Source organism: Chryseobacterium sp. SIMBA_028 (genome assembly GCF_046535285.1).
Taxonomy (GTDB): Bacteria; Bacteroidota; Bacteroidia; order Flavobacteriales; family Weeksellaceae; genus Chryseobacterium.
In genome coordinates this window covers 1-20,244 of record NZ_JAWRWZ010000003.1, presented here as the reverse complement: position 1 = coordinate 20,244, position 20,244 = coordinate 1, and the positions used below count along the sequence as shown (strand labels likewise).

The 20,244-nt window shown below is 36.3% G+C and carries 17 protein-coding genes and 1 riboswitch; of the genes, 13 read left to right on the top strand and 4 right to left on the bottom strand.

Annotation, left to right across the window (positions count from 1 at the left end; genetic code table 11):
* Positions 1-23: 23 nt before the first annotated feature.
* Both SCA31_RS04365 and SCA31_RS04360 read left to right on the top strand, forming a co-directional pair.
* Entirely contained in the window at positions 24-962 is a 939-nt protein-coding gene (locus SCA31_RS04365; protein WP_410695624.1) for a proline dehydrogenase family protein, read from the top strand.
* Positions 963-1,036: 74 nt separating this feature from the next.
* Entirely contained in the window at positions 1,037-1,456 is a 420-nt protein-coding gene (locus SCA31_RS04360; protein ID WP_105702098.1) for an OsmC family protein, read from the top strand.
* A gap of 63 nt (positions 1,457-1,519) precedes the next feature.
* On the opposite strand, the gene SCA31_RS04355 is transcribed toward SCA31_RS04360, so the two are convergent.
* Entirely contained in the window at positions 1,520-4,135 is a 2,616-nt protein-coding gene (locus SCA31_RS04355; RefSeq protein WP_410695623.1) for an MGH1-like glycoside hydrolase domain-containing protein, read from the bottom strand.
* 188 nt (positions 4,136-4,323) lie between these two features.
* Positions 4,324-4,431, top strand: a riboswitch (SAM riboswitch).
* A gap of 66 nt (positions 4,432-4,497) precedes the next feature.
* Between SCA31_RS04355 and SCA31_RS04350 the strand changes: the two genes are divergently transcribed.
* The 8 genes from SCA31_RS04350 (at position 4,498) to metF (ending at position 14,482) form a co-directional block, all read left to right on the top strand.
* Positions 4,498-5,436, top strand: coding sequence for an alpha/beta fold hydrolase (locus SCA31_RS04350; protein WP_410695622.1), 939 nt, complete (start codon positions 4,498-4,500; stop codon positions 5,434-5,436).
* Between the two features lie 4 nt (positions 5,437-5,440).
* Positions 5,441-6,979, top strand: coding sequence for an ACT domain-containing protein (locus tag SCA31_RS04345; protein WP_410695621.1), 1,539 nt, complete (start codon positions 5,441-5,443; stop codon positions 6,977-6,979).
* Positions 6,980-7,103: 124 nt separating this feature from the next.
* Positions 7,104-8,264 carry an O-succinylhomoserine sulfhydrylase gene (locus SCA31_RS04340; RefSeq protein ID WP_410695620.1) on the top strand — a complete coding sequence of 387 codons (1,161 nt, stop codon included), beginning with the start codon at positions 7,104-7,106 and terminating at the stop codon, positions 8,262-8,264.
* Between the two features lie 35 nt (positions 8,265-8,299).
* Positions 8,300-8,689: a four helix bundle protein gene (locus tag SCA31_RS04335; protein ID WP_410695619.1), complete on the top strand. Its 390-nt coding sequence runs from the start codon at positions 8,300-8,302 to the stop codon at positions 8,687-8,689.
* Positions 8,664-9,674 carry a homocysteine S-methyltransferase family protein gene (locus SCA31_RS04330; protein ID WP_410695618.1) on the top strand — a complete coding sequence of 337 codons (1,011 nt, stop codon included), beginning with the start codon at positions 8,664-8,666 and terminating at the stop codon, positions 9,672-9,674. Before SCA31_RS04335 ends, SCA31_RS04330 begins: the two co-directional genes overlap by 26 nt.
* A gap of 83 nt (positions 9,675-9,757) precedes the next feature.
* A complete protein-coding gene (locus SCA31_RS04325) occupies positions 9,758-10,849 on the top strand; it encodes a fatty acid desaturase family protein (protein WP_410695617.1) in 1,092 nt (363 codons plus the stop codon).
* 5 nt (positions 10,850-10,854) lie between these two features.
* Entirely contained in the window at positions 10,855-13,515 is a 2,661-nt protein-coding gene (gene metH / locus SCA31_RS04320) for a methionine synthase (protein WP_410695616.1), read from the top strand.
* A gap of 7 nt (positions 13,516-13,522) precedes the next feature.
* On the top strand, positions 13,523-14,482 hold the full coding sequence (metF, locus tag SCA31_RS04315; RefSeq protein WP_106916761.1) for a methylenetetrahydrofolate reductase [NAD(P)H]: 960 nt from the start codon (positions 13,523-13,525) through the stop codon (positions 14,480-14,482).
* Between the two features lie 54 nt (positions 14,483-14,536).
* Here the strand turns inward: metF and SCA31_RS04310 are convergent, their stop codons facing one another.
* Both SCA31_RS04310 and SCA31_RS04305 read right to left on the bottom strand, forming a co-directional pair.
* Positions 14,537-15,244 carry a hypothetical protein gene (locus SCA31_RS04310; RefSeq protein ID WP_410695615.1) on the bottom strand — a complete coding sequence of 236 codons (708 nt, stop codon included), beginning with the start codon at positions 15,242-15,244 and terminating at the stop codon, positions 14,537-14,539.
* Between the two features lie 91 nt (positions 15,245-15,335).
* A complete protein-coding gene (locus SCA31_RS04305) occupies positions 15,336-16,487 on the bottom strand; it encodes a hypothetical protein (RefSeq protein ID WP_410695614.1) in 1,152 nt (383 codons plus the stop codon).
* A 100-nt stretch (positions 16,488-16,587) separates the two neighbouring features.
* Here SCA31_RS04305 and folE point away from each other — a divergent pair, with 100 nt between their 5' ends.
* From folE to cysS, 3 genes are all read left to right on the top strand, one after another.
* Positions 16,588-17,256 (top strand): GTP cyclohydrolase I FolE, encoded by a 669-nt coding sequence (gene folE / locus SCA31_RS04300; protein WP_076353379.1) that lies wholly within the window; start codon positions 16,588-16,590, stop codon positions 17,254-17,256.
* A 2-nt stretch (positions 17,257-17,258) separates the two neighbouring features.
* Positions 17,259-17,690: a DinB family protein gene (locus tag SCA31_RS04295; RefSeq protein WP_410695613.1), complete on the top strand. Its 432-nt coding sequence runs from the start codon at positions 17,259-17,261 to the stop codon at positions 17,688-17,690.
* Between the two features lie 119 nt (positions 17,691-17,809).
* The gene (gene cysS, locus SCA31_RS04290; protein WP_410695612.1) at positions 17,810-19,276 is read left to right on the top strand and encodes a cysteine--tRNA ligase; all 1,467 of its coding nucleotides are present in this window, start codon (positions 17,810-17,812) and stop codon (positions 19,274-19,276) included.
* A 328-nt stretch (positions 19,277-19,604) separates the two neighbouring features.
* On the opposite strand, the gene SCA31_RS04285 is transcribed toward cysS, so the two are convergent.
* The gene (locus tag SCA31_RS04285; RefSeq protein ID WP_410695611.1) at positions 19,605-19,808 is read right to left on the bottom strand and encodes a hypothetical protein; all 204 of its coding nucleotides are present in this window, start codon (positions 19,806-19,808) and stop codon (positions 19,605-19,607) included.
* Positions 19,809-20,244 lie beyond the last annotated feature (436 nt).

Genomic DNA, 20,244 nt, shown 5'->3' with positions numbered 1-20,244 from the left:
TAAATTACAAATCAAAAAATAAAATGGAACTAAAAGAAAAGGCAGGTGCGCTTTTGAAAATAGCTGCATTAAATGAAGGGGCAAAAGAATATATTCTTAATAATCCTGAGCTCTTTAAACTCTTACTGAAAGCAGCTAAAAGATATATAGGAGGTGAAAAAATGGAAGAAGCCATCGCTACTGCTAAAAGAATTAATGCTAAAGGACTTCCAACTTCATTAGAGTTTATGGGAGAAAGTACCCGTTCCGTGGAAGAATCAGAATTGGTAACTCAACATTTTACTGATTTGATTAATAAAGTGAAAGAAGAGAATATTAATTCTATCATTTCTTTGGATTTATCACATATAGGTCTTGCAATTGATAAGGATCTCGCTTATAATAATTTAGTGTTATTAGCAGAATCAGCTTATAAAAAAGATATTGAAATAGTGATTAGCGCGGAGGGAATTGATAGAACTGATAATATTATTAATACCTTTTGTAAAATATCGCCTGATTTTCCAAATGTAGGAATTACCCTTCAGGCTTATTTAAACCGTACTCCAAAAGACCTTGAACGAATATTGAATGAAACACAAGGGAAAATAAGAATTGTAAAAGGTGCTTTTGCCGTTCCTTCAGGACATGCTGTAGAGAGAGGAAAACATTTAGATGACCTATACATTAAATATATTGAAACACTTTTCCTTAAAAACAGAAGGTGTTCTATTGCTACCCATCATAATATAGTTCAAAATAGAGTTAAAGAACTCATTGAACAATATGATATTCCAAAATCTAAGTATGAATTTGAAATGTTACTGGGAATACAGGAAGATCTGTTGAATGAAATGTATAAAGAAGGTTACCCATGCAGGCAGTATATAGTGTATGGTGATGAATGGTATTTGTACATGTGTAACCGAATTGCTGAGAATCCGGATAATCTTTTTCAGGCTATGGTTGATATCATGTCTTAGCCCAAGGTTTAATCCACAAAGTTTTTTATATTTGAATAAGAATATAAAAAAATCCTGAAATATAAACCCATACAATGAAAATTACACTTAACAGAATAAACGACGACTTTTTATTTGAATGTACAAATGCTCAAGGAAATTCTATTCTTTTAGATAATACTTCCCAGCCGGGAGCTAAAGGAGTTTCTCCAATGGAAAGTGTACTGATGGCAGTAGCAGGATGCAGCGGAATAGATGTAGTTTCTATTTTAAAGAAGCAGCGTCAGGAAATTAAAAGTTTTCAGGCAGAAGTAGAAGGAGAAAGAGTTCAGGTAGATGATGCCAAACCTTTTAAATCAATCAACGTGAAATTTCTTTTAGAAGGAGAAATTGACCCTAAAAAAGCTCAAAAGGCTGCAGAATTGTCTTTTGAAAAGTATTGTTCTGTATCAAAAACTTTAGAACCGAATGTAGAAATCGGATACGAAGTCTATGTGAATGGAGAAAAAATTTAATCTCTGATATAAAAATAGAAAAAGCCGGATAATTGATCCGGCTTTTTTATTACTCATTGCTTATTAAAAGGTAAGTCTTGGTTTTATCAATTTTGCTACAGTAGCCGTCCATCCTGTCTGGTGAGAAGCGCCTACACCCCGTCCGTTATCTCCATGGAAATATTCGAAGAATGTAATGTAATCCTTAAAATGTTCATCATAATTAAACTTTGGGTTTCCTCCATTAAAAGCACGTTGCCCATGTTCATCCTTTAAAAAGATGGAGCAAAGTCTTTTGCTTATATTTTGAGCTACTTCATCAAGGTTTTTCTTTTCACCACTTCCGGTTGGAAGTTCCACTTTCAGACTGTTCCCGTAATAATAATGGAAACGTTGTAAACTTTCCACGATCAGAAAATTAATAGGGAACCAGATGGGTCCACGCCAGTTGCTGTTTCCTCCAAACATTCGGCTGTCACTTTCTGCAGGGGTATAATACACCATATTTTCATTCCCATGTACAGAAAACACAAATGGGTTTTCCTCATATACCTTAGACATGGCTCGGATTCCATAAGAACTTAAAAATTCCTTTTCATCAAGCATTCTGGTTAAAACCTTTGTTAGCCTATTTTTACGAAGAATACTCATCAGGTGTTTTCTTCCTTGTCCTTCTTCATCCCAATGAGAAACAAGCTTGGTGAGTTCAGGTTTGTTTTTTAAGATCCATTCCATTCTGGTTTTGAAGTTGGGCATCTTTTCAAGCAGTCGGTGATCAACAATTTCTACGGCAAACAATGGAATTAACCCGACAATACTTCTCAATCTTAAAGAAACACTGTCTCCGTTCCCAAGTTGAAGAACATCATAGAAGAAACCGTCTTCCTCATTCCATAGGCCTTTTGTTCCTTCACCCAGATTCTCCATGGCCTCTGCGATATAAAGATAATGCTCAAAGAATTTGATGGCCATATCTTCATATACCTGATAATATTGGGCAAGTTCCATGGCAATTCGCATCATATTTAAAGCATACATGGCCATCCAGCTTGTCCCATCTGCCTGCTCAAGATGCTGGCCATCCTGTAGAACCATATTTCTATCAAAGGCACCAATATTATCCAATCCGAGGAAACCACCACCAAAAATATTCTTTCCGTTTTTATCCTTTCGGTTCACCCACCATGTAAAGTTCAGGAGAAGTTTTTGAAAGACTTTCTCCAAAAACAACAGATCCGGTTTGCCGTTATTTTTCTCATCAATTTTAAAAACCCTGAAGCAGGACCATGCATGTACAGGAGGATTCACATCACTCATATTCCATTCATAGGCAGGAAGCTGTCCATTGGGGTGCATGTACCATTCCTTGGTAAGAAGTAAAAGCTGTCCTTTCGCAAACTCTGCGTCAATGATGGATAAAGGAACACAGTGAAATGCAAGATCCCATGTTGCATACCAGGGATATTCCCACTTATCAGGCATGGAAATAATGTCCTTATTGTGGAGATGGTTCCATTCCGTATTTCTCACATATTCATTAAAATTTCTTGGAGCTTCAAAATTAGGATCACCTTTCAGCCACTTCCCGATATTGTAGTGATAAAATTGTTTATTCCAGAGAAGTCCGGCAAAAGCCTGCCTTTGAACATTTTTTTCATCCTCGTTTGTTGTATCGTTTTGAACTTCGCGATAAAACTCTTCAGTTTCAGCTATTCTGGTCCTGAAGATTTCGTCAAAGCTTTCAAAAGGTTCATCGCTTTCACTAGGACACAATCTGAATTCAAAAACCTTGGATTGTCCCCCTCCGATTAATTCATCAATCAGAAAAGAAGCCTTAGTCCCTTTTTTCTCAGGGTTTACCGTATTACTTTGATGAATAATAAAATCATTGATTCCATCTTTAAAATAGGAGTTTTCCGTTTGAGGGGCTCCGTATAATTTTGGAGTATTGGTTTCATTATCACAAAATATACTTTGAGCATTTGAGTTTCTGGAATACAACTTCTTAATGGAGATACTATCGTGGCCAATATCAATACTTCCGTCATGGGAAGCATTCATCTGTGCCTTATAAGTGTTATAGCCCCATTTCCAGTTGTTTCTGAACCAGGCAGTAGGTGCCACTACAATGGGTGCTTCATGTTGGCTTCTATTACAAATAGTAACTCTAGCCAGAATATCGTTGTGATCAGCCTTGCAGTATTCAATGAAAATATCAAAATACTCATCATGGTCAAAGATTCCCGTATCGAAGATCTCATATTCCGGTTCCTGTTTACTGCGTCGTCCATTTTCGGCAACAAGTTCATCATAGGGAAATTCATTAATAGGATATTTGTAGACCATCTTCATATAGCTATGAGTAGGCGTATTATCCAGATAATAGAAAATTTCCTTGATATCTTCACCATGATTTCCTTGAGGATTGCTCAATCCAAAGAAACGTTCCTTTATAATTTTATCTCTTTTATTCCAGAATGAAAAAGCAAAACAGAATAGCTGCTTTACATCAGAAATTCCGGCAATGCCTTCTTCTCCCCAACGGTAGGTATAACTTTCAGCATTATCATGATTGGTATAGTTCCATGCATTTCCATTGGTACTGTAGTCTTCACGTACATTTCCCCATTGCCGGTTGCTTACATAAGGTCCCCAGTTTTTCCATTTGGTATCTTGTAATCTTTCTTTTTCGGCGATCATATAGCATCATTTTTCCATACGAAGTTAGTTTTTTTGTAAAATAATTCCAATTCCTTTCATTTGAAGAATTATTAATATGGCCTTGAAATACTTGTGTTTAAGGGCTTTTTAAAATATTAAATTAATTTTTTTTTGATTTTAAAAGAAAAGAACTACCTTTGCACCATTCGTTCATTCAAATATTGAAAATGTTATCAAGAAAGGTTGAGGGATTAGACCCTATGAAACCTTAGCAACCCTTTGCGCAAGCAAAGAAGGTGCTACGTTCTACCAAAATTATTTTGGACAGATAACTTACTGAAGTTCTTTTCAGCCATTTCTTGTGGCATTTTCAATTGTATTAAAATAATAATATAATAGAATTGAAAACAGAACTAAACTATATTAATCTTTCGTATCAAACCTATTCCCAAAAGGAATACAATATCTCGTTAAGCTATGAGCTTTTCGGGAAAGACTTGTTTACAGCCCCTGTTATTCTAATTAATCATGCCTTAACCGGAAATTCAAATGTATCCGGAGAGAAAGGCTGGTGGAAGCAACTGGTAGGAGAAAATCAGATCGTGGATACGAGTAAATATACTGTTCTGTGTTTCAATATCCCCGGAAACGGATATGATCATTTTTTAATTGAAGACTATGAAGACTTCACCCCATCAGATATAGCCAATATATTTCTGAAAGGGCTGGAAGCTTTACATATCAAAAACCTATATGCCATTATTGGGGGCTCTCTTGGAGGAGGAATTGCATGGGAAATGCTTGCAAAGCAACCTAAGCTTGCGGAAATCTTTATTCCTATAGCCTGCGATTACAGAACTCACGATTGGCTTCATGCACAATGTCTGGTTCAGAAATTTTTATTGAATGATAAAGAAGAACCATTACAAAAAGCAAGAATTCATGCCATGCTGTGTTATAGAACTCCAGAATCTCTTAACGATAGATTTCAAAATAAATACAATCAGGAAAAGCAACGCTTAGAATCAGAAGATTGGCTGGTTTATCATGGTAATGCATTAAACGAAAGATTTAGTTTACAATCGTACAGGCTCATGAATCATTTGTTGATGAATATTAATGCTGATGAAACTGTGCTGGAGAAAATAGAAGCACGAATGCACATGATCTCCGTAGATACAGACTTATTCTTTCCTGCTTCTGAAATCCGAATGTGTTTTGAGAATTTAAAAAAGAAAAAAGAGAATATTTCTTATCACGAGATCCAATCTATGCACGGGCACGATGCCTTCCTAATGGAATATCAACAATTAAATAATATCATAAAAAACATTTTATAGAGTAATGAAAAATGCTAACGAAATAAAGTTTTTAAAGAACAGATCAATCGTCAAATTTGAAGGAGAAGATTTCTTGGGTGAAATCGGAATTGACGGACGAATTTTTAAAGCGCTTACTTTAGCGCGTATCAGTGTAGGAGTAATCTCTCAACAAGCCATAGAAAATGGAATTTCTATTTTGGTTCAAGAAAATGATGCAGAAAAAGCAGTGGCTTGTCTTATCGATGAATTTGAAGCAGAAAGAAAATCAGGAAAAGTTTCACAAATTTATAGTATTAATAATGTTTCTGTTATTGGTTTTGTAGCAGAAGACTTCAATAAAGTTTTTGCCGAATTGGCAAGAAACAACGTTTTTCCATTGCTTTTAAATCAGGTAGCAGGAGAAAACAGAGTGAATATTGTGGTGACTTCTTCACAGGATGAAAAAACAAAAAATATCATAGAGTCTGAAATTTTCAAAAAGCCAAAGCCCGTTCATCTGGCAATCATTGGGCATGGTAACGTGGGGAAAACTTTGATAGAACAGGTTCTGCAATCTTCGGAAGAAATCAAAAGACGTAAAAAAATAGACCTAAAGGTTGTTGCAGTAGCTAACTCAAAGAAAATTGCTTTCAACAAAAAAGGTTTTGATGCCAACTGGGCAGATGAGGTTTTAACAGCAGAACACCCGTCAAGCGTTCAGGAATTGATTAATTTCTCTAATGAAAATCAATTGGAAAACCTGATTGTTGTGGATAACACTGCAAGTAAGGACTTTGTTAAAAACTATCATGCTTTGGCAGAAAATGGATTTGACCTAGTTTCTTCCAACAAAATTTTCAACACACTTCCTATCGAGGAATATAGAAAACTAAGATATACGTTAAGCAAAAATAACAGACGTTATCTATATGAGACCAATGTAGGAGCTGGGCTTCCGTTAATTGATACCATCAAATTATTACACCTTTCAGGAGAAAATATCACAAGAATCAAAGGAGTGTTCTCCGGAACATTGAGTTATGTTTTCAATAATTTTTCTTTGAGAAATGACAAATTCTCAACCATCATCAATGAAGCGCTGGAAAAAGGATACACAGAACCAGATCCAAGAGAAGACCTATCCGGAAATGATGTAGCAAGGAAATTATTGATTTTAGCAAGAGAGCTGGATTTAATCAATGAATTCGACGATATCAATATTCAAAATCTGGTTCCTGAAAGTTTACTTTCAGTTTCAAAACCAGAATTCCTTTCCAGACTTGAAGAATTGGATGAAGAATACCAAAAAATTAAAGAAAATCAAGAGCCTGGTCATGTATTGAGATATGTTGGTGATTTACACGGAGACTTACAGAAAGACAAAGGCGAGTTGGATGTAAAACTGATTTCTGTACCTGCTACTTCAGCTTTAGGACAGTTGAAAGGTTCTGATTCTATTTTTGAGATTTATACAGAAAGTTATGGGGAAAACCCAATTGTAATTATGGGAGCCGGAGCCGGGGCACAGGTAACCGCAAGAGGAGTATTCGGAGATATTTTAAGAGTAAGTGAAACGAAATAATATTTAATGTAACAATCTACCAATCTAGCAGGGTAACAATTACTGCAATTATCATTCTGAGCATAGCGAAGAATCTTATTGGTAAACTGTTACACTGATATATTGCTAAATTAATTAAAACTATATGGAAAATTTTGAAACATCAGCAATAAGAACCCAAACTGAAAGAAGTCAGTTTGACGAGCATTCTACACCATTATACCTTACTTCTAGTTTTATATTTCAGGATGCTGAGGATATGAGAGCAAGCTTTGCTGAAGAAAAACCTAAAAATTTATATAGCCGCTTTTCCAATCCAAATGTAACGGAATTTACCGATAAGATTGCAAAAATGGAAGGCGCAGAAGCCGGATACGCATTTGCTACTGGAATGGCTGCCATCTATTCAACATTTGCAGCGTTATTAAGTGCTGGAGACCATATTGTAAGCTGCCAGTCGGTTTTTGGATCTACCCATACTTTATTCACTAAGTATTTTCCAAAGTGGAATATTGAAACGACTTATTTCAAGGCAGGAGATGCAGAGAATGTGGAGAAATACATTAAACCTAATACAAAAGTACTTTACCTTGAAACCCCCACCAATCCGGCTATAGAAATTCTGGACCTTGAGTTTTTTGGGAAGATTGCTAAAAAACATAATCTAATATTTATTGTAGACAACTGTTTTGCAACCCCTTATCTTCAGCAGCCTATTAAATATGGTGCAGATGTTGTTGTACACTCTGCAACGAAGCTGATTGACGGGCAGGGAAGAGTATTGGGAGGAATAGCAGTAGGTAAAGAAGACCTGATCAAAGAAATCTATCTTTTCGCAAGAAATACTGGGCCTGCTTTGTCTCCTTTTAATGCATGGGTATTATCAAAAAGCTTAGAAACATTGGCTATCCGTGTGGAAAAACACTGCGAAAATGCTTTGAAAGTAGCTGAGTTTTTAGAAAGCCATCCTAATGTGGAATTGGTAAAATATCCGTTCCTGAAATCCCATCCTAGCTATGAAGTAGCCAAGAAACAAATGAAACTTGGCGGAAACATTGTTGCTTTTGAAATAAAAGGCGGAATAGAAGGCGGAAGAAACTTTCTGGATAAGATACAAATGTGTTCGCTTTCTGCTAACCTTGGTGATACAAGAACGATCGTTACTCATCCGGCATCCACCACACACTCCAAATTGTCAGATGAAGAAAGAAATGAAGTGGGAATTACAGCAGGATTAGTTCGCTGCTCTGTAGGATTAGAGAATGTAGAGGATATCATTGCGGATTTAAAACAAGCTTTAGGCTAATCGAAAGATAATAGTTGACCATTGATACCTAGATGATGAGTAGAGACTGTACAGAACTAGAAGTTTGGATGGAGGGAAAAAAGCTGGTGAGCCTGGCTTATATTTTGACCACAAGCTTTCCTAAGAAAGAATTATTTGATTTAACCAGTCAGGTAAGAAGAATTGCAAATTCAGTTCCATTAAACATAGCTGAAGGATACGAAAGAAGAACTTCTAAGGATGATGCATTACAATTTCTGCATGCTGCTCAAGAGTCTCTCTATGAATTGGAAACTAAATTTGGTGTCGCCTTAGATCAGAAATATGTTTCTAATGTGAATTTTGAAATCATCAGTAAAAAAATTCTATTGTCTAAAAAATTGACGAGCGGATTTATAAATTATTACAAAAAGATAGAAAATGAAAAATTCAGAACAATTATATAAAGCTTTATCCGAAAGAATTTTAATTCTTGATGGGGCAATGGGAACAATGCTTCAAAGATATAAGTTCGAAGAAGAAGATTACCGTGGGGAACGTTTCAAAGACTGGGAACATCCGGTAAAGGGAAATAATGACCTCCTTTCTCTTACCCAGCCTCATGCCATTGAAGAAGTTCACAAAAAGTATCTGGAAGCAGATGCAGATATCATTGAAACCAATACATTCTCCGGAACTACAATTGCCATGGCAGATTATCACATGGAAGATCTGGTATATGAACTGAACTATGAGTCTGCAAAAATTGCCAGAAAAGTCTGTGATGAATTTACAGCCAAAAACCCTGATAAGCCAAGATTTGTAGCAGGATCTATTGGCCCTACAAACAGGACGGCAAGCTTAAGCCCTGACGTAAACGATCCCGGGTATAGAGCCATAACATTTGAAGAACTGAGAGTTGCCTATAGACAGCAATGTGAAGCATTATTAGATGGAGGTTCTGATATTCTTTTAGTAGAAACCATCTTTGATACCCTGAATGCTAAGGCTGCTTTGTTTGCCATTGATGAACTGCAGGATGAAAGAGGAATTAAAATTCCAATCATGGTTTCAGGAACCATTACCGATGCCTCAGGAAGAACATTAAGCGGCCAGACAGCAGATGCTTTCTTGATCTCAGTTTCCCACTTGAATTTATTAAGTGTTGGGTTCAACTGTGCATTGGGAGCAGATCAGTTAACACCTTATTTGGAAACATTGGCCCATAATTCAGAATTTTATATTTCAGCTTATCCGAATGCCGGTTTACCCAATGCTTTCGGAAAATATGATGAAACTCCAGAAGACATGGCCAGACAGATCAAGGAATATGTAGAAAAAGGATTAATCAATATTATCGGAGGATGTTGTGGTACCACGCCGGAACACATCAAAGCAATTGCTGATCTGGTGAAAAATTATCCACCAAGAAAATTGAAAGAATTTGTGTGATTTGATAGATTTTTTTAATTAAAATCAATAATGTGGGCTGAATTATAAATATTAACTTTAAATAAATCATAAAGTCTACTATAATGGAAAAGCCGATTTATTTAAAAGATTCAGATGATATAAAACTTTTTAATGAACTGAGAAAGAAAGTAAGCCAACGGGTAGAATCAATTCCTGAAAATAGGGATGTCTACATTCAGATGAAAGCAGTGATTTTACCTCTGATCTATGTAGGTTTATATTTCGTAGCTATTCTTAATGCGGACAAGTCCTGGGTTTATATATTGAGTTTTGTATTGATGGGAATTTCCTTGGTTTTGATTTATTTAAACCTAATTCATGAAGCAGCCCATAATAATATCTATAAAAGTAAAAGGTTGAATGGGTTGGTATTGCACATTTTTGATTTCATAGGAGCTAATTCCTATATCTGGAAAAAAAGACATATCGCAAGCCACCATGCTTATCCGAATGTAGATGGATGGGATACAGACATTGAGCAGAGTGGTTTACTTTTAATAGTACCATGGATAAAAGCAAAAGGAGTTCAGAAGTATCAGCATAGGTTTTTCTTTTTAGTATATCCGTTGTATTTATTCAACTGGATGTTCATAAGAGATTTTAGAGACTTCTTTGACAAAGAGAGAGTGATTTTAAAAACCCAGGGAAGAATACCTGTTGTAGAAAAAATAAAGATGGTTAATTATAAGCTGTTTTACTTTTTTTATCAGATTATTATTCCTGTTGTGTTCTTTAAAGTATCAATTGGTTTGGCTTTGGGAGCGTGGTTTTTACAGGTGATTGCAGCAAGCATTTTTGCATTGTTTGTTTTATTGCCCCTGCATCCGCTTCCTGATAATGCTTTTCCAAAATTGAATAAAGATAACGGACTTCCATTCAGCTGGCTTCGTCATCAATTGGAAGTAACAAATGATTTAAAAGAAAACAACTGGTTGGTAAGAAATGTATTAGGAAACTTTAATTTTCATGTGGCTCATCATCTTTTTCCTAACTACAGTTATATGTATTACAATGAGATCACAGAAGAAATAGAAGAATTTGCTAAAGAACACCACTTGGCATACAAACGGTTTCCATTGTTAACCGCTTTAGGTAAGCATAGGGATTTATTGAGGCAGAATGCCAATAATGCCTACTATATTTTAGAAGAATAAAATAGATGAAGTATTTAAGATTATCAGGCCTTGAGCCTCTTATCATAACGCCGGAAAGTAATTTCATCAATGTTGGTGAAAGAACTAACGTTGCCGGTTCCAAAAAGTTTTTAAGACTAATTAAAGAGGAGAAGTTCTCTGAAGCATTAGATATTGCCCGCCATCAGGTAGAAGGAGGGGCACAAATTCTTGATGTCAATTTTGATGATGGATTGATTGACGGAAAAGCATCCATGATTAAATTCCTGAACTTAATAGCATCAGAACCAGATATCGCAAGGATCCCAATCATGGTAGACTCTTCTAAATGGGAAATTTTAGAGGCCGGTCTTCAGGTGGCCCAAGGAAAATGCGTAGTAAACTCCATCAGTTTAAAAGAAGGAGAAGAAGAATTTATCAAGCATGCAAAAGCAATCAAGAGATATGGAGCTGCAGTTATTGTAATGGCATTTGATGAGGTAGGGCAGGCTGATAATCTTGAACGGAGAATTGAAATCTCAAAACGATCTTATGATATTCTGGTTAACCAAATCGGTTTTCCGGCAGAAGACATTATTTTTGACTTAAATATCTTCCCGGTTGCAACAGGTATGGATGAGCATAGAAGAAATGCCATCGAATTTATTGAAGCCACCCGATGGGTAAGACAGAATCTTCCTTATGTCTCTGTGAGTGGGGGAGTGAGTAACGTTTCTTTCTCATTCCGTGGAAATGATACGGTAAGAGAAGCCATGCACTCAGTATTTCTTTACCATGCCATTCAGGCAGGGATGAATATAGGTATTGTAAACCCTGCGATGCTGGAAGTTTATGATGAAATTAATAAAGAACTTTTAGAACTTGTAGAAGATGTAATTCTTGATAAAAGAGAAGATGCTACAGAAAGACTTCTCGATTATTCCGAAAAACATAAATCAGTCAAAAAAGAAAAGACTGAAGACCTGGAATGGAGAAACAATCCATTACAGGAGAGAATTACCTATGCTCTGGTAAAAGGTATTGACCGCTTTATTGAAGAAGATGTAGAAGAAGCCAGACAATTGGCAGCACGACCGCTTCATGTCATAGAAATTAATCTGATGACCGGAATGGGAGTGGTAGGAGACTTATTTGGAAGCGGAAAAATGTTTTTACCACAAGTAGTGAAGTCTGCAAGGGTCATGAAAAAAGCGGTGGCCTATTTACAGCCTTATATTGAAGCTGAAAAAGACGGAACAAGACCTGCTAATGGGAAAATCTTAATGGCTACTGTAAAAGGAGACGTTCATGATATCGGTAAAAATATTGTGAGCGTTGTTTTGGGTTGTAACAATTATGAAATTGTAGACCTTGGAGTAATGGTACCTGCTGAAAAGATTATTCAGACAGCCATTGCAGAAAAAGTAGACGTAATCGGGTTAAGCGGATTGATTACACCAAGTCTGGATGAGATGGTGTACATCGCATCAGAACTGGAAAGACAAAATTTGAATTTTCCTCTACTGATAGGTGGTGCAACAACTTCAAAAGCACATACCGCCGTGAAAATAGATTTAAAGTATAAAAATGCAGTTGTTCACGTAAATGATGCATCCAGAGCCGTAAATGTGGTAAGCTCATTGCTAGGAGACAGAAATAAAGAATATGTTTCCGATTTAAAGAATGACTATTCCGACTTCAGGGAGAAATTTCTGAACAGACAGGTTGATAAAGACTATGTTTCCATTCAGGAAGCAAGAGAAAACCACTTTAAAATTGATTGGGAAAATGAAGAAATTTTCACTCCAAATAACTTGGGGATAACGGTTGTGGAGAACCAGGACCTGAATGAACTTCTTCCTTTCATCGACTGGTCACCGTTTTTCAGAAGTTGGGATCTCCACGGGAAATATCCAAATATCTTAGAAGATGAGGTAGTAGGAGCGCAGGCAAAAGAACTTTTCAAAGATGCTCAGGTTATTTTGAAGAGAATTTTAGATGAAAAACTCTTAACCGCAAAAGCAATCTTTGGAATTTTTAAAGCCAATTCCAATGAAACGGATGATGTCTTAATTTTTGATGAAAATAATAAAGAGCAAGCCAAATTTTTAACCTTAAGACAGCAGGCTCAAAGATCAAAAGGAAAAGACTATCTCGCGTTAAGCGATTTCATAGCACCACAAAGCTCCGGCAAAACCGATTATGTAGGCGCATTTTGTGTAACCACAGGTTTTGGAACAGATGAACTGTCTGCCGAATATGAAAAAGCAAATGATGATTATAACTCCATTATGGTAAAAGCTTTGGCTGACCGTTTTGCAGAAGCCTATGCCGAATTTTTGCACAAAAAAGTAAGAACAGAATATTGGGGCTATGCTAATCAGGAAAGCTTAAGCAATGAAGAGTTAATTGCTGAAAAATATAAGGGAGTTCGTCCTGCACCGGGCTATCCCGCCTGCCCAGACCACTTAGAGAAGAAAACGATCTGGGATCTTTTAAAAGTAGAGGAAAATATTGGAGTATACCTTACCGAAAGCTTAGCGATGTTCCCGACCGCGGCTGTTTCAGGATATTATTTCGGGAGCCCACATGCAAAGTATTTCGGTTTAGGAAAAATTACAGAAGACCAGCTAAAGGATTATGCAGAAAGAAGAGGTTGTAGCATCCAGGAAGCGAGAAAATGGTTGTCACCAAATTTAGCAGATTAAAATTCACATGAAGATAACAGAGCACATTAAAAACGCAAATGGAAAAACTTTATTTTCCTTAGAAGTGGTTCCGCCACAAAAGGGGATAGGTATTGAAGATCTTTATACAAACATAGATCCATTGATGGAGTTCAAGCCTCCATTCATTGATGTAACCACTTCAAGAGAAGAATATATCTATCTCGACAAAGGAAATGGCCTGATGGAGCGCCGTATCACAAGAATGCGCCCGGGAACACTGGGAATTTGTGCTGCCATTCAGCATAAATATAATGTAGATACAGTTCCACACTTACTTTGTGGAGGCTTTACCAAAGAAGAAACCGAATATCTTCTGGTAGACTGTATGTACCTTGGGATTGATAATGTAATGGCCCTGAGAGGTGATGCGATGAAGGGACATCAGTATTTTGAACCTACACAAGGCGGTCATGCCAGTGCAATGGATCTTGTCAACCAGATTAATAACTTAGGAAGAGGAAAATATCTCCACAATGAAGAGCAGGTTTGTGATGAACTTAATAAATTCTGCATTGGGGTAGCAGGCTATCCGGAGAAGCATATGGAAGCGCCATCCATGAACTATGATTTAAAATGGCTGAAGCAAAAAGTAGATGCAGGAGCGGATTATATCGTTACCCAAATGTTTTTTGACAATAAAAAGTACATTGAATTCGTTCAGAAAGCAAGAGAGATGGGAATTACAGTTCCAATCATTCCGGGAATTAAGCCGATTGCCACCAAAAAGCATTTGAAAATTCTTCCTCAGGTATTCAAAATAGATCTTCCTGAAGAATTAATTACTGAAGTGGAAAATGCCAAAAATAATGAAGCGGTAAAGCAGATTGGAATAGAGTGGTCCATTGCCCAGTGCAAAGAACTTCTAGATTTTGGAGTGCCTGTTCTACACTTTTACTCTATGGGAAAGAGTGATAATATTAAAAAAGTAGCCGGAGAGCTATTCTAATAAAAGTACCAAAAATGAAGGGAACCCTGTGAATTTTCACAGGGTTTTTATTTTTTATTGATTTAAAAAGTTCACCAATTTAATCAGATCCCCCTCTTTGTTTAATTTAATAGAGTTTGATGTAAAGAATGCTTCCAGAGCTTCTTTTTTTTCAGGAAAGAATAACAGAATATCTTTCTCCTTTTTAGTTTTTCTAATCAATCCTTTTGTTGTTTTAATATAATAAACAGGATCCAGGGTTCTAAACAATGCCGCTTTCTCCGATGCGTAGGAATTAGCTGCAGGAACAACATCGTTAAATTTAGTCTTTACTTTTTTATAAAGAGTATTGCTTCCATGAACAAGTTCAAAAAAATAACCGCTTAGTTCATCATTGGTGTCTAATAATACAATGGTGCTTTTAGGTGAAGCAATTTCAATTCTGGAAAACTTTTCCTCTTTGGGAAGTACCAAAGGTTTTCCATCTTTCTGAAACTCAATTTCATCAAGATAACTATTATATCGTACAGCCGCTTTTTCATAGTTGTCTGAAATTTTAGCAAACTGAAATTCGGTATTGTGATAAGGGGAACCAATAATCTCATCATATTTTAGTGATCTCCCTGAGTTTTCAGATTGTACTCCAAATACAGCATGATCTCCTCCAAGGCTATTTACCGAAAGGGTACTTGAATAGCTAGATTTATAACCGCTTGGGGTGAAGTTTTGTGAATAAGTAATACTAAAAGATATTAATAAAATACTAATAATAACTTTTTTCATTTTATATGGTTTTTTTAGTTTTTCAAAAAAAAATAAGTTCTGTTCTTTCATTAGTGAAAGAATGAGAAATCCAGAACAAGGAATTGTTTAATTATAGATAAGGATGCCTTTCAAACACTTTATTTCTGTCAAATAAATACCGGTAAGTAGCCAGTTTTCTGGTTACGGTGGTATCAAGGGTTTCTGCAATCTTGATCATTTTTGGGTTGAAATCACCAATCCATTGAAGTTCTGTAATCTTAAAATCTGTATGTTTTCTTAGGTGTTGTGTACCTTCCCAGATCATGTAACCGTCAATTCCTTTTCTTTGCCATTCCGGAACCACTCCGAAAACAAGTCCTACCATTTTTTCATTCTTTTTAAATTGCTTCAAAAAGAGCAGCTTAAGCTTTTCAAAAAAACCAAACTTTCCGTTGAGGTATTTAAACCATTGATTCAAATCCGGAATATTGATCCACATGGCAATAGGGGTTTCATTTTCATAAACGAACCAGGAGATATGCTCATTAATGATAGGCTTCATCGTATTGAACATTTTCAGTACCTTAGCTTCTTCCAGTTGCTTTCCCTCTCCATGAGATGCCCATGCCTTATTATAAACTTCTGTGAAGTCTCTTGCAAACTTTTCAAGGTTATTCTTTTTCATAGGTTGGGCAGAAATAGCAGGATTTCTTTTGTTCCTTTCATAAGCGATCGTGAAAATCCTTGAAACTTCAGCAAAAATAGGTCTCGTAAAGCAAAGCTGTTCAAAATAAACTTTTAAACCATAGTTTTCAAAAAGCTCTTTGTAATAAGGGAAATTGTAGTTCATTCCAAACAATGGTTCTTCAAAACCTTCAATCAAAAGTCCCCAGAATTTATCCCGTTCTCCAAAGTTAATGGGCCCGTCCATAGCTTCCATTCCTCTTTCCTGAAGCCAGTTTTTACAATGATCAAAAATAAAATTAGCAGTTGGCTGGTCATTGATGCAGTCAAAAAAACCGAACCCTCCCGTTGGTTGATCCTGTTCATAACATTTATTGATAAAAACAGCCACTTTACCCACTGTTTTATGATCTTTTTTAAACAAAAATCTTTTACATTCTCCACCCTTGAAGAATTTATTCTTTTCAGGGTTGAAAATCTCCTCAATATGGTTATCTAAAGGCCGTATATAATTTTTGTCGTGTTGATAAAGTTGTGTCGGGAATACTAGAAATTCCTTTTTTTGGTGATGGTTTTGTACTTCTTCGACAATAATCATATGTTTTCTAATCAGAGTAGGTTATAAAAGATAACGTTTTTCATTCAATTGAAATCGATGAAACAATATTATCCGTATTTTTGCTGCAAATTAAATAAAAATGGTTGATTTTACTGATAACGACGATGATATTTTCACTGGAAAAGAACATACGCCTATAAGGAAAGATGCTTTTGATAAATCGCCACAGGAAAAAATAGAAAAAATTACTGAGCTTTTTGGTGAGATAATGGAAACATTAGGATTAGATATGACTGATGACTCTCTAAAGGACTCTCCGAAGCGTGTTGCCAAAATGTATGTGAATGAGATTTTCGGAGGACTTCTTCCTGAAAATAAACCGGGAATTTCCACATTTTCCAATAAATATAAATACCGTCAGATGCTGGTGGAAAAAGATATCACAGTATATTCTTTTTGTGAACACCACTTTTTACCAATTATAGGAAGAGCACACGTTGCCTATATCTCAAACGGAGAAGTGATTGGCCTTTCAAAAATCAATAGAATTGTGGATTATTACGCAAAAAGACCACAAGTTCAGGAAAGACTTACGATGCAGATTGTAGATGCTTTGAAAGAAGCATTGGGAACAAAAGACGTTGCCTGTATCATTGATGCAAAACACCTTTGCGTAAATTGTAGAGGAATAAAAGATACCGCAAGTTCTACCATTACAGCAGAATTGAGTGGTATTTTCAGAACAAACCCAATTACAAGACAAGAATTCTTACATTATGTAGGAAGCCATGCTAAACTAGATTATTAATAATGAACTATCAGGTCCTTAAGAATATTGTAGATGCTGAATTTCAGAGATTGCAAATGATTTCTGAAGAAGAGTGGGCATACAAGGCTACACCAGAGAAATGGTCTAAAAAAGAAATTATTGGACATCTTTGTGATAGCGCTTTTACAAATATCCGTAGATTTGTAGTAACTCAATATAAAGAGAACGAGAATATTGTATATGATCAGAATGCTTGGGTAAAAGCTCAGAACTATCAAAATGTTCCGGCTTCAGAGCTGATTAACCTGTGGAAATCTTTGAATTATCAGATTGTTCATGTAGTAGAAAATATTCCTGATGAAGCCTTACAGAAGACTTGTGATACGACCAAAACAGAACCTCAGGTCTTTACACTGGAATTTATCATTAAGGATTATATAGATCATTTGCAGCATCATTTAGAAACTATTTAATTATGATACAATTTAAAAAGGTTTCAGATAAAATTTTTATTGCAACAATTATTTGTTGTAGTCAAATTATTTTGACTAATTTTTAAAACTTAATTATTTGAATCTTTGAACTTAAAAAAATGCAATTAAAAATATATAACTCGCTTACAGCGGAAAAAGAAATATTCAAACCTATTTTAGACGGAAATGTTGGAATGTATGTCTGCGGACCTACAGTGTATAGCAATGTGCACTTGGGAAATGTAAGAACTTTCCTTTCATTCGATTTTATCTACCGTACCTTAATGCATTTAGGGTATAAAGTAAGATATGTGAGAAATATTACCGATGCAGGGCATCTTACTGATGATGGAAACGTTGATAACGACAGATTCGTAAAACAAACCCGACTTGAAAAGTTGGAGCCCATGGAAATCGTACAGAAATATACTGTTGATTTTCATAAAGTATTAGATATGTTCAACCTGCTTCCACCAAATATTGAGCCTACTGCAACAGGCCATATCGTAGAACAGATCGAGCTTACACAAAAATTAATTGAAAGAGGATTTGCCTATGAAAGTAACGGTTCAGTATACTTTGATGTATTAGAATACAACAAAAGAGGACTGAACTATGGTGAGCTTTCAAAACGTAATATAGAAGAGCTTTTCGCAAATACCCGTGACCTTGACGGACAGGGAGAAAAGAAAAACCCTCAGGACTTTGCCCTTTGGAAAAAAGCATCTCCGGCTCACATTATGAGATGGAATTCCCCTTGGGGAGAAGGTTTCCCGGGATGGCATCTTGAGTGTACTGCGATGAGTACTAAATATTTAGGTGAAACTTTTGATATTCACGGAGGGGGAATGGATTTGAAATTCCCACACCATGAATGTGAGATTGCACAAGGAAAAGCTTGCAATGATGCAGCTCCGGTAAACTACTGGATGCATGCCAATATGCTGACAATGAATTCTCAGCGTATGAGTAAGTCTACAGGAAATTATATTCTTCCCATGCAGTTGGTTACAGGAGACAATGACTTCTTTGAAAAACCTTTCCACCCGTCAATCGTACGTTTTTGTTTCTTACAGGCGCATTACAGAAGCGTTTTGGATATTTCCAACGATGCCATGATTGCCAGTGAGAAAGGATTTATCAGATTAATGGAAGCCGTAAAAGTATTGAATACAATTACTCCTAATGATCAGAAGCCCTCTGGTTTCAGCCTTGCAGACTGGAAGAATAAATCTTATGAAGCTTTAACGGACGATTTCAATTCTCCAATCCTAATTGCTCACCTATTTGAAGCCGTGAAATACATCTTCGCTTTAAACGATGATAAGGAGACCATCTCAACAGAAGATCTTGAAGATTTGAAATCAACCCTGAACGCCTTTATATTTGATGTGCTAGGTTTACAGAATGTAGAAGAAAATAACAATGAGAAGCTAGATCAGACATTGAAAGTTTTGATCGAATTGAGAAATCAGGCAAGAAAATCCAAGAACTTCGACCTTTCAGACCAGATCAGAGGCAAACTGCTAGCTGAGGGTATTGAATTAAAAGACGGAAGAGACGGAACATCTTATGTTCTGAGCTAAAAATATAAACTTTGGTTTTATCATGATTCCGTAAGAATCCTATATTTAGGATTCTTACGGAATTTTTTATTCACCATCGAAAGTATGAGCCTATACCTATATATCATACAATAGCTCCAGTTGCCTGTACTTAAGTTTTTCTCAGGTATTCTTATCTATAAGGAGCTTTTTCCTGCTATTCACTCATACTCCTCGCTCCAGACCTTCCCATTCCCGGTCCACCAGCTTTTCCACCCCCGCTGCGGGGTAACCGTTCCTATCAGGGCTAGGGAGGAGGCCATCCACAAAAATAGATATCCTTCCTGCTTATATTCATTAGTGATGGGCTTTAGCCCATCTTAATAAATCCCCATCGAATTCGGCCTTGGCCAAAACCTATAGAAAGTATCCGTTCCCTAAAAACGTCATCCTTATATCCTATATGTACATCCTCCATTGCCCATCCTATATATAATGACTGCAGGCACCCCGATGCCCCCTTTTTCCCTTCATTCTGCAATCCCTGCCTCCCTTGTCCCGGGATGCCAAACATTTGTTTAAAATTTTAGTCCCTGCATTCCAGTTCCTTAGGTCAATATATGAACCCGGGATGAACTTTATGTTAAATAAACTTGCGGGGTATGCGATAAGTTTCTATCTTTGCCCCACTGAAAACGAGAGTGGATCAGTAAGCGCAGAAGAGCCCTTGGATGGGCAGAGACATTATGAACTACAAGGGAGGCAATCAAAAAAAACTTTCAACTTTTATAAAATAAGGGTTGCGAGTTAAAAAAGAGTTTGTATCTTTGCAGTCCCGATAAAACGGGAGCGCAGGAGTAGTGAGATTGAGGTTTTGGATAGGGTTTAGGGTTACTTAAAAAACCTTAAATTTATTTTCAAAACATTTGGTCATTACAAAATAAAGTTTTACTTTTGCACTCGCAAATATGGAGCGCCACTGACAGAGAAGAGTGCTTCATTATAAAGCG

Excerpts from the sequence above, each read along its gene's own strand:
- SCA31_RS04310 (WP_410695615.1), bottom strand. The coding sequence starts at position 15,244 with ATGAAAAAAGTTATTATTAGTATTTTATTAATATCTTTTAGTATTACT.
- SCA31_RS04355 (WP_410695623.1), bottom strand. The coding sequence starts at position 4,135 with ATGATCGCCGAAAAAGAAAGATTACAAGATACCAAATGGAAAAACTGG.
- SCA31_RS04330 (WP_410695618.1), top strand. The coding sequence starts at position 8,664 with ATGAAAAATTCAGAACAATTATATAAAGCTTTATCCGAAAGAATTTTA.
- cysS (WP_410695612.1), top strand. The coding sequence starts at position 17,810 with ATGCAATTAAAAATATATAACTCGCTTACAGCGGAAAAAGAAATATTC.
- SCA31_RS04360 (WP_105702098.1), top strand. The coding sequence starts at position 1,037 with ATGAAAATTACACTTAACAGAATAAACGACGACTTTTTATTTGAATGT.
- SCA31_RS04285 (WP_410695611.1), bottom strand. The coding sequence starts at position 19,808 with ATGTTTGGCATCCCGGGACAAGGGAGGCAGGGATTGCAGAATGAAGGG.
- folE (WP_076353379.1), top strand. The coding sequence starts at position 16,588 with ATGGTTGATTTTACTGATAACGACGATGATATTTTCACTGGAAAAGAA.
- metH (WP_410695616.1), top strand. The coding sequence starts at position 10,855 with ATGAAGTATTTAAGATTATCAGGCCTTGAGCCTCTTATCATAACGCCG.
- SCA31_RS04340 (WP_410695620.1), top strand. The coding sequence starts at position 7,104 with ATGGAAAATTTTGAAACATCAGCAATAAGAACCCAAACTGAAAGAAGT.
- metF (WP_106916761.1), top strand. The coding sequence starts at position 13,523 with ATGAAGATAACAGAGCACATTAAAAACGCAAATGGAAAAACTTTATTT.
- SCA31_RS04345 (WP_410695621.1), top strand. The coding sequence starts at position 5,441 with ATGAAAAATGCTAACGAAATAAAGTTTTTAAAGAACAGATCAATCGTC.
- SCA31_RS04305 (WP_410695614.1), bottom strand. The coding sequence starts at position 16,487 with ATGATTATTGTCGAAGAAGTACAAAACCATCACCAAAAAAAGGAATTT.
- SCA31_RS04295 (WP_410695613.1), top strand. The coding sequence starts at position 17,259 with ATGAACTATCAGGTCCTTAAGAATATTGTAGATGCTGAATTTCAGAGA.
- SCA31_RS04335 (WP_410695619.1), top strand. The coding sequence starts at position 8,300 with ATGAGTAGAGACTGTACAGAACTAGAAGTTTGGATGGAGGGAAAAAAG.
- SCA31_RS04325 (WP_410695617.1), top strand. The coding sequence starts at position 9,758 with ATGGAAAAGCCGATTTATTTAAAAGATTCAGATGATATAAAACTTTTT.
- SCA31_RS04365 (WP_410695624.1), top strand. The coding sequence starts at position 24 with ATGGAACTAAAAGAAAAGGCAGGTGCGCTTTTGAAAATAGCTGCATTA.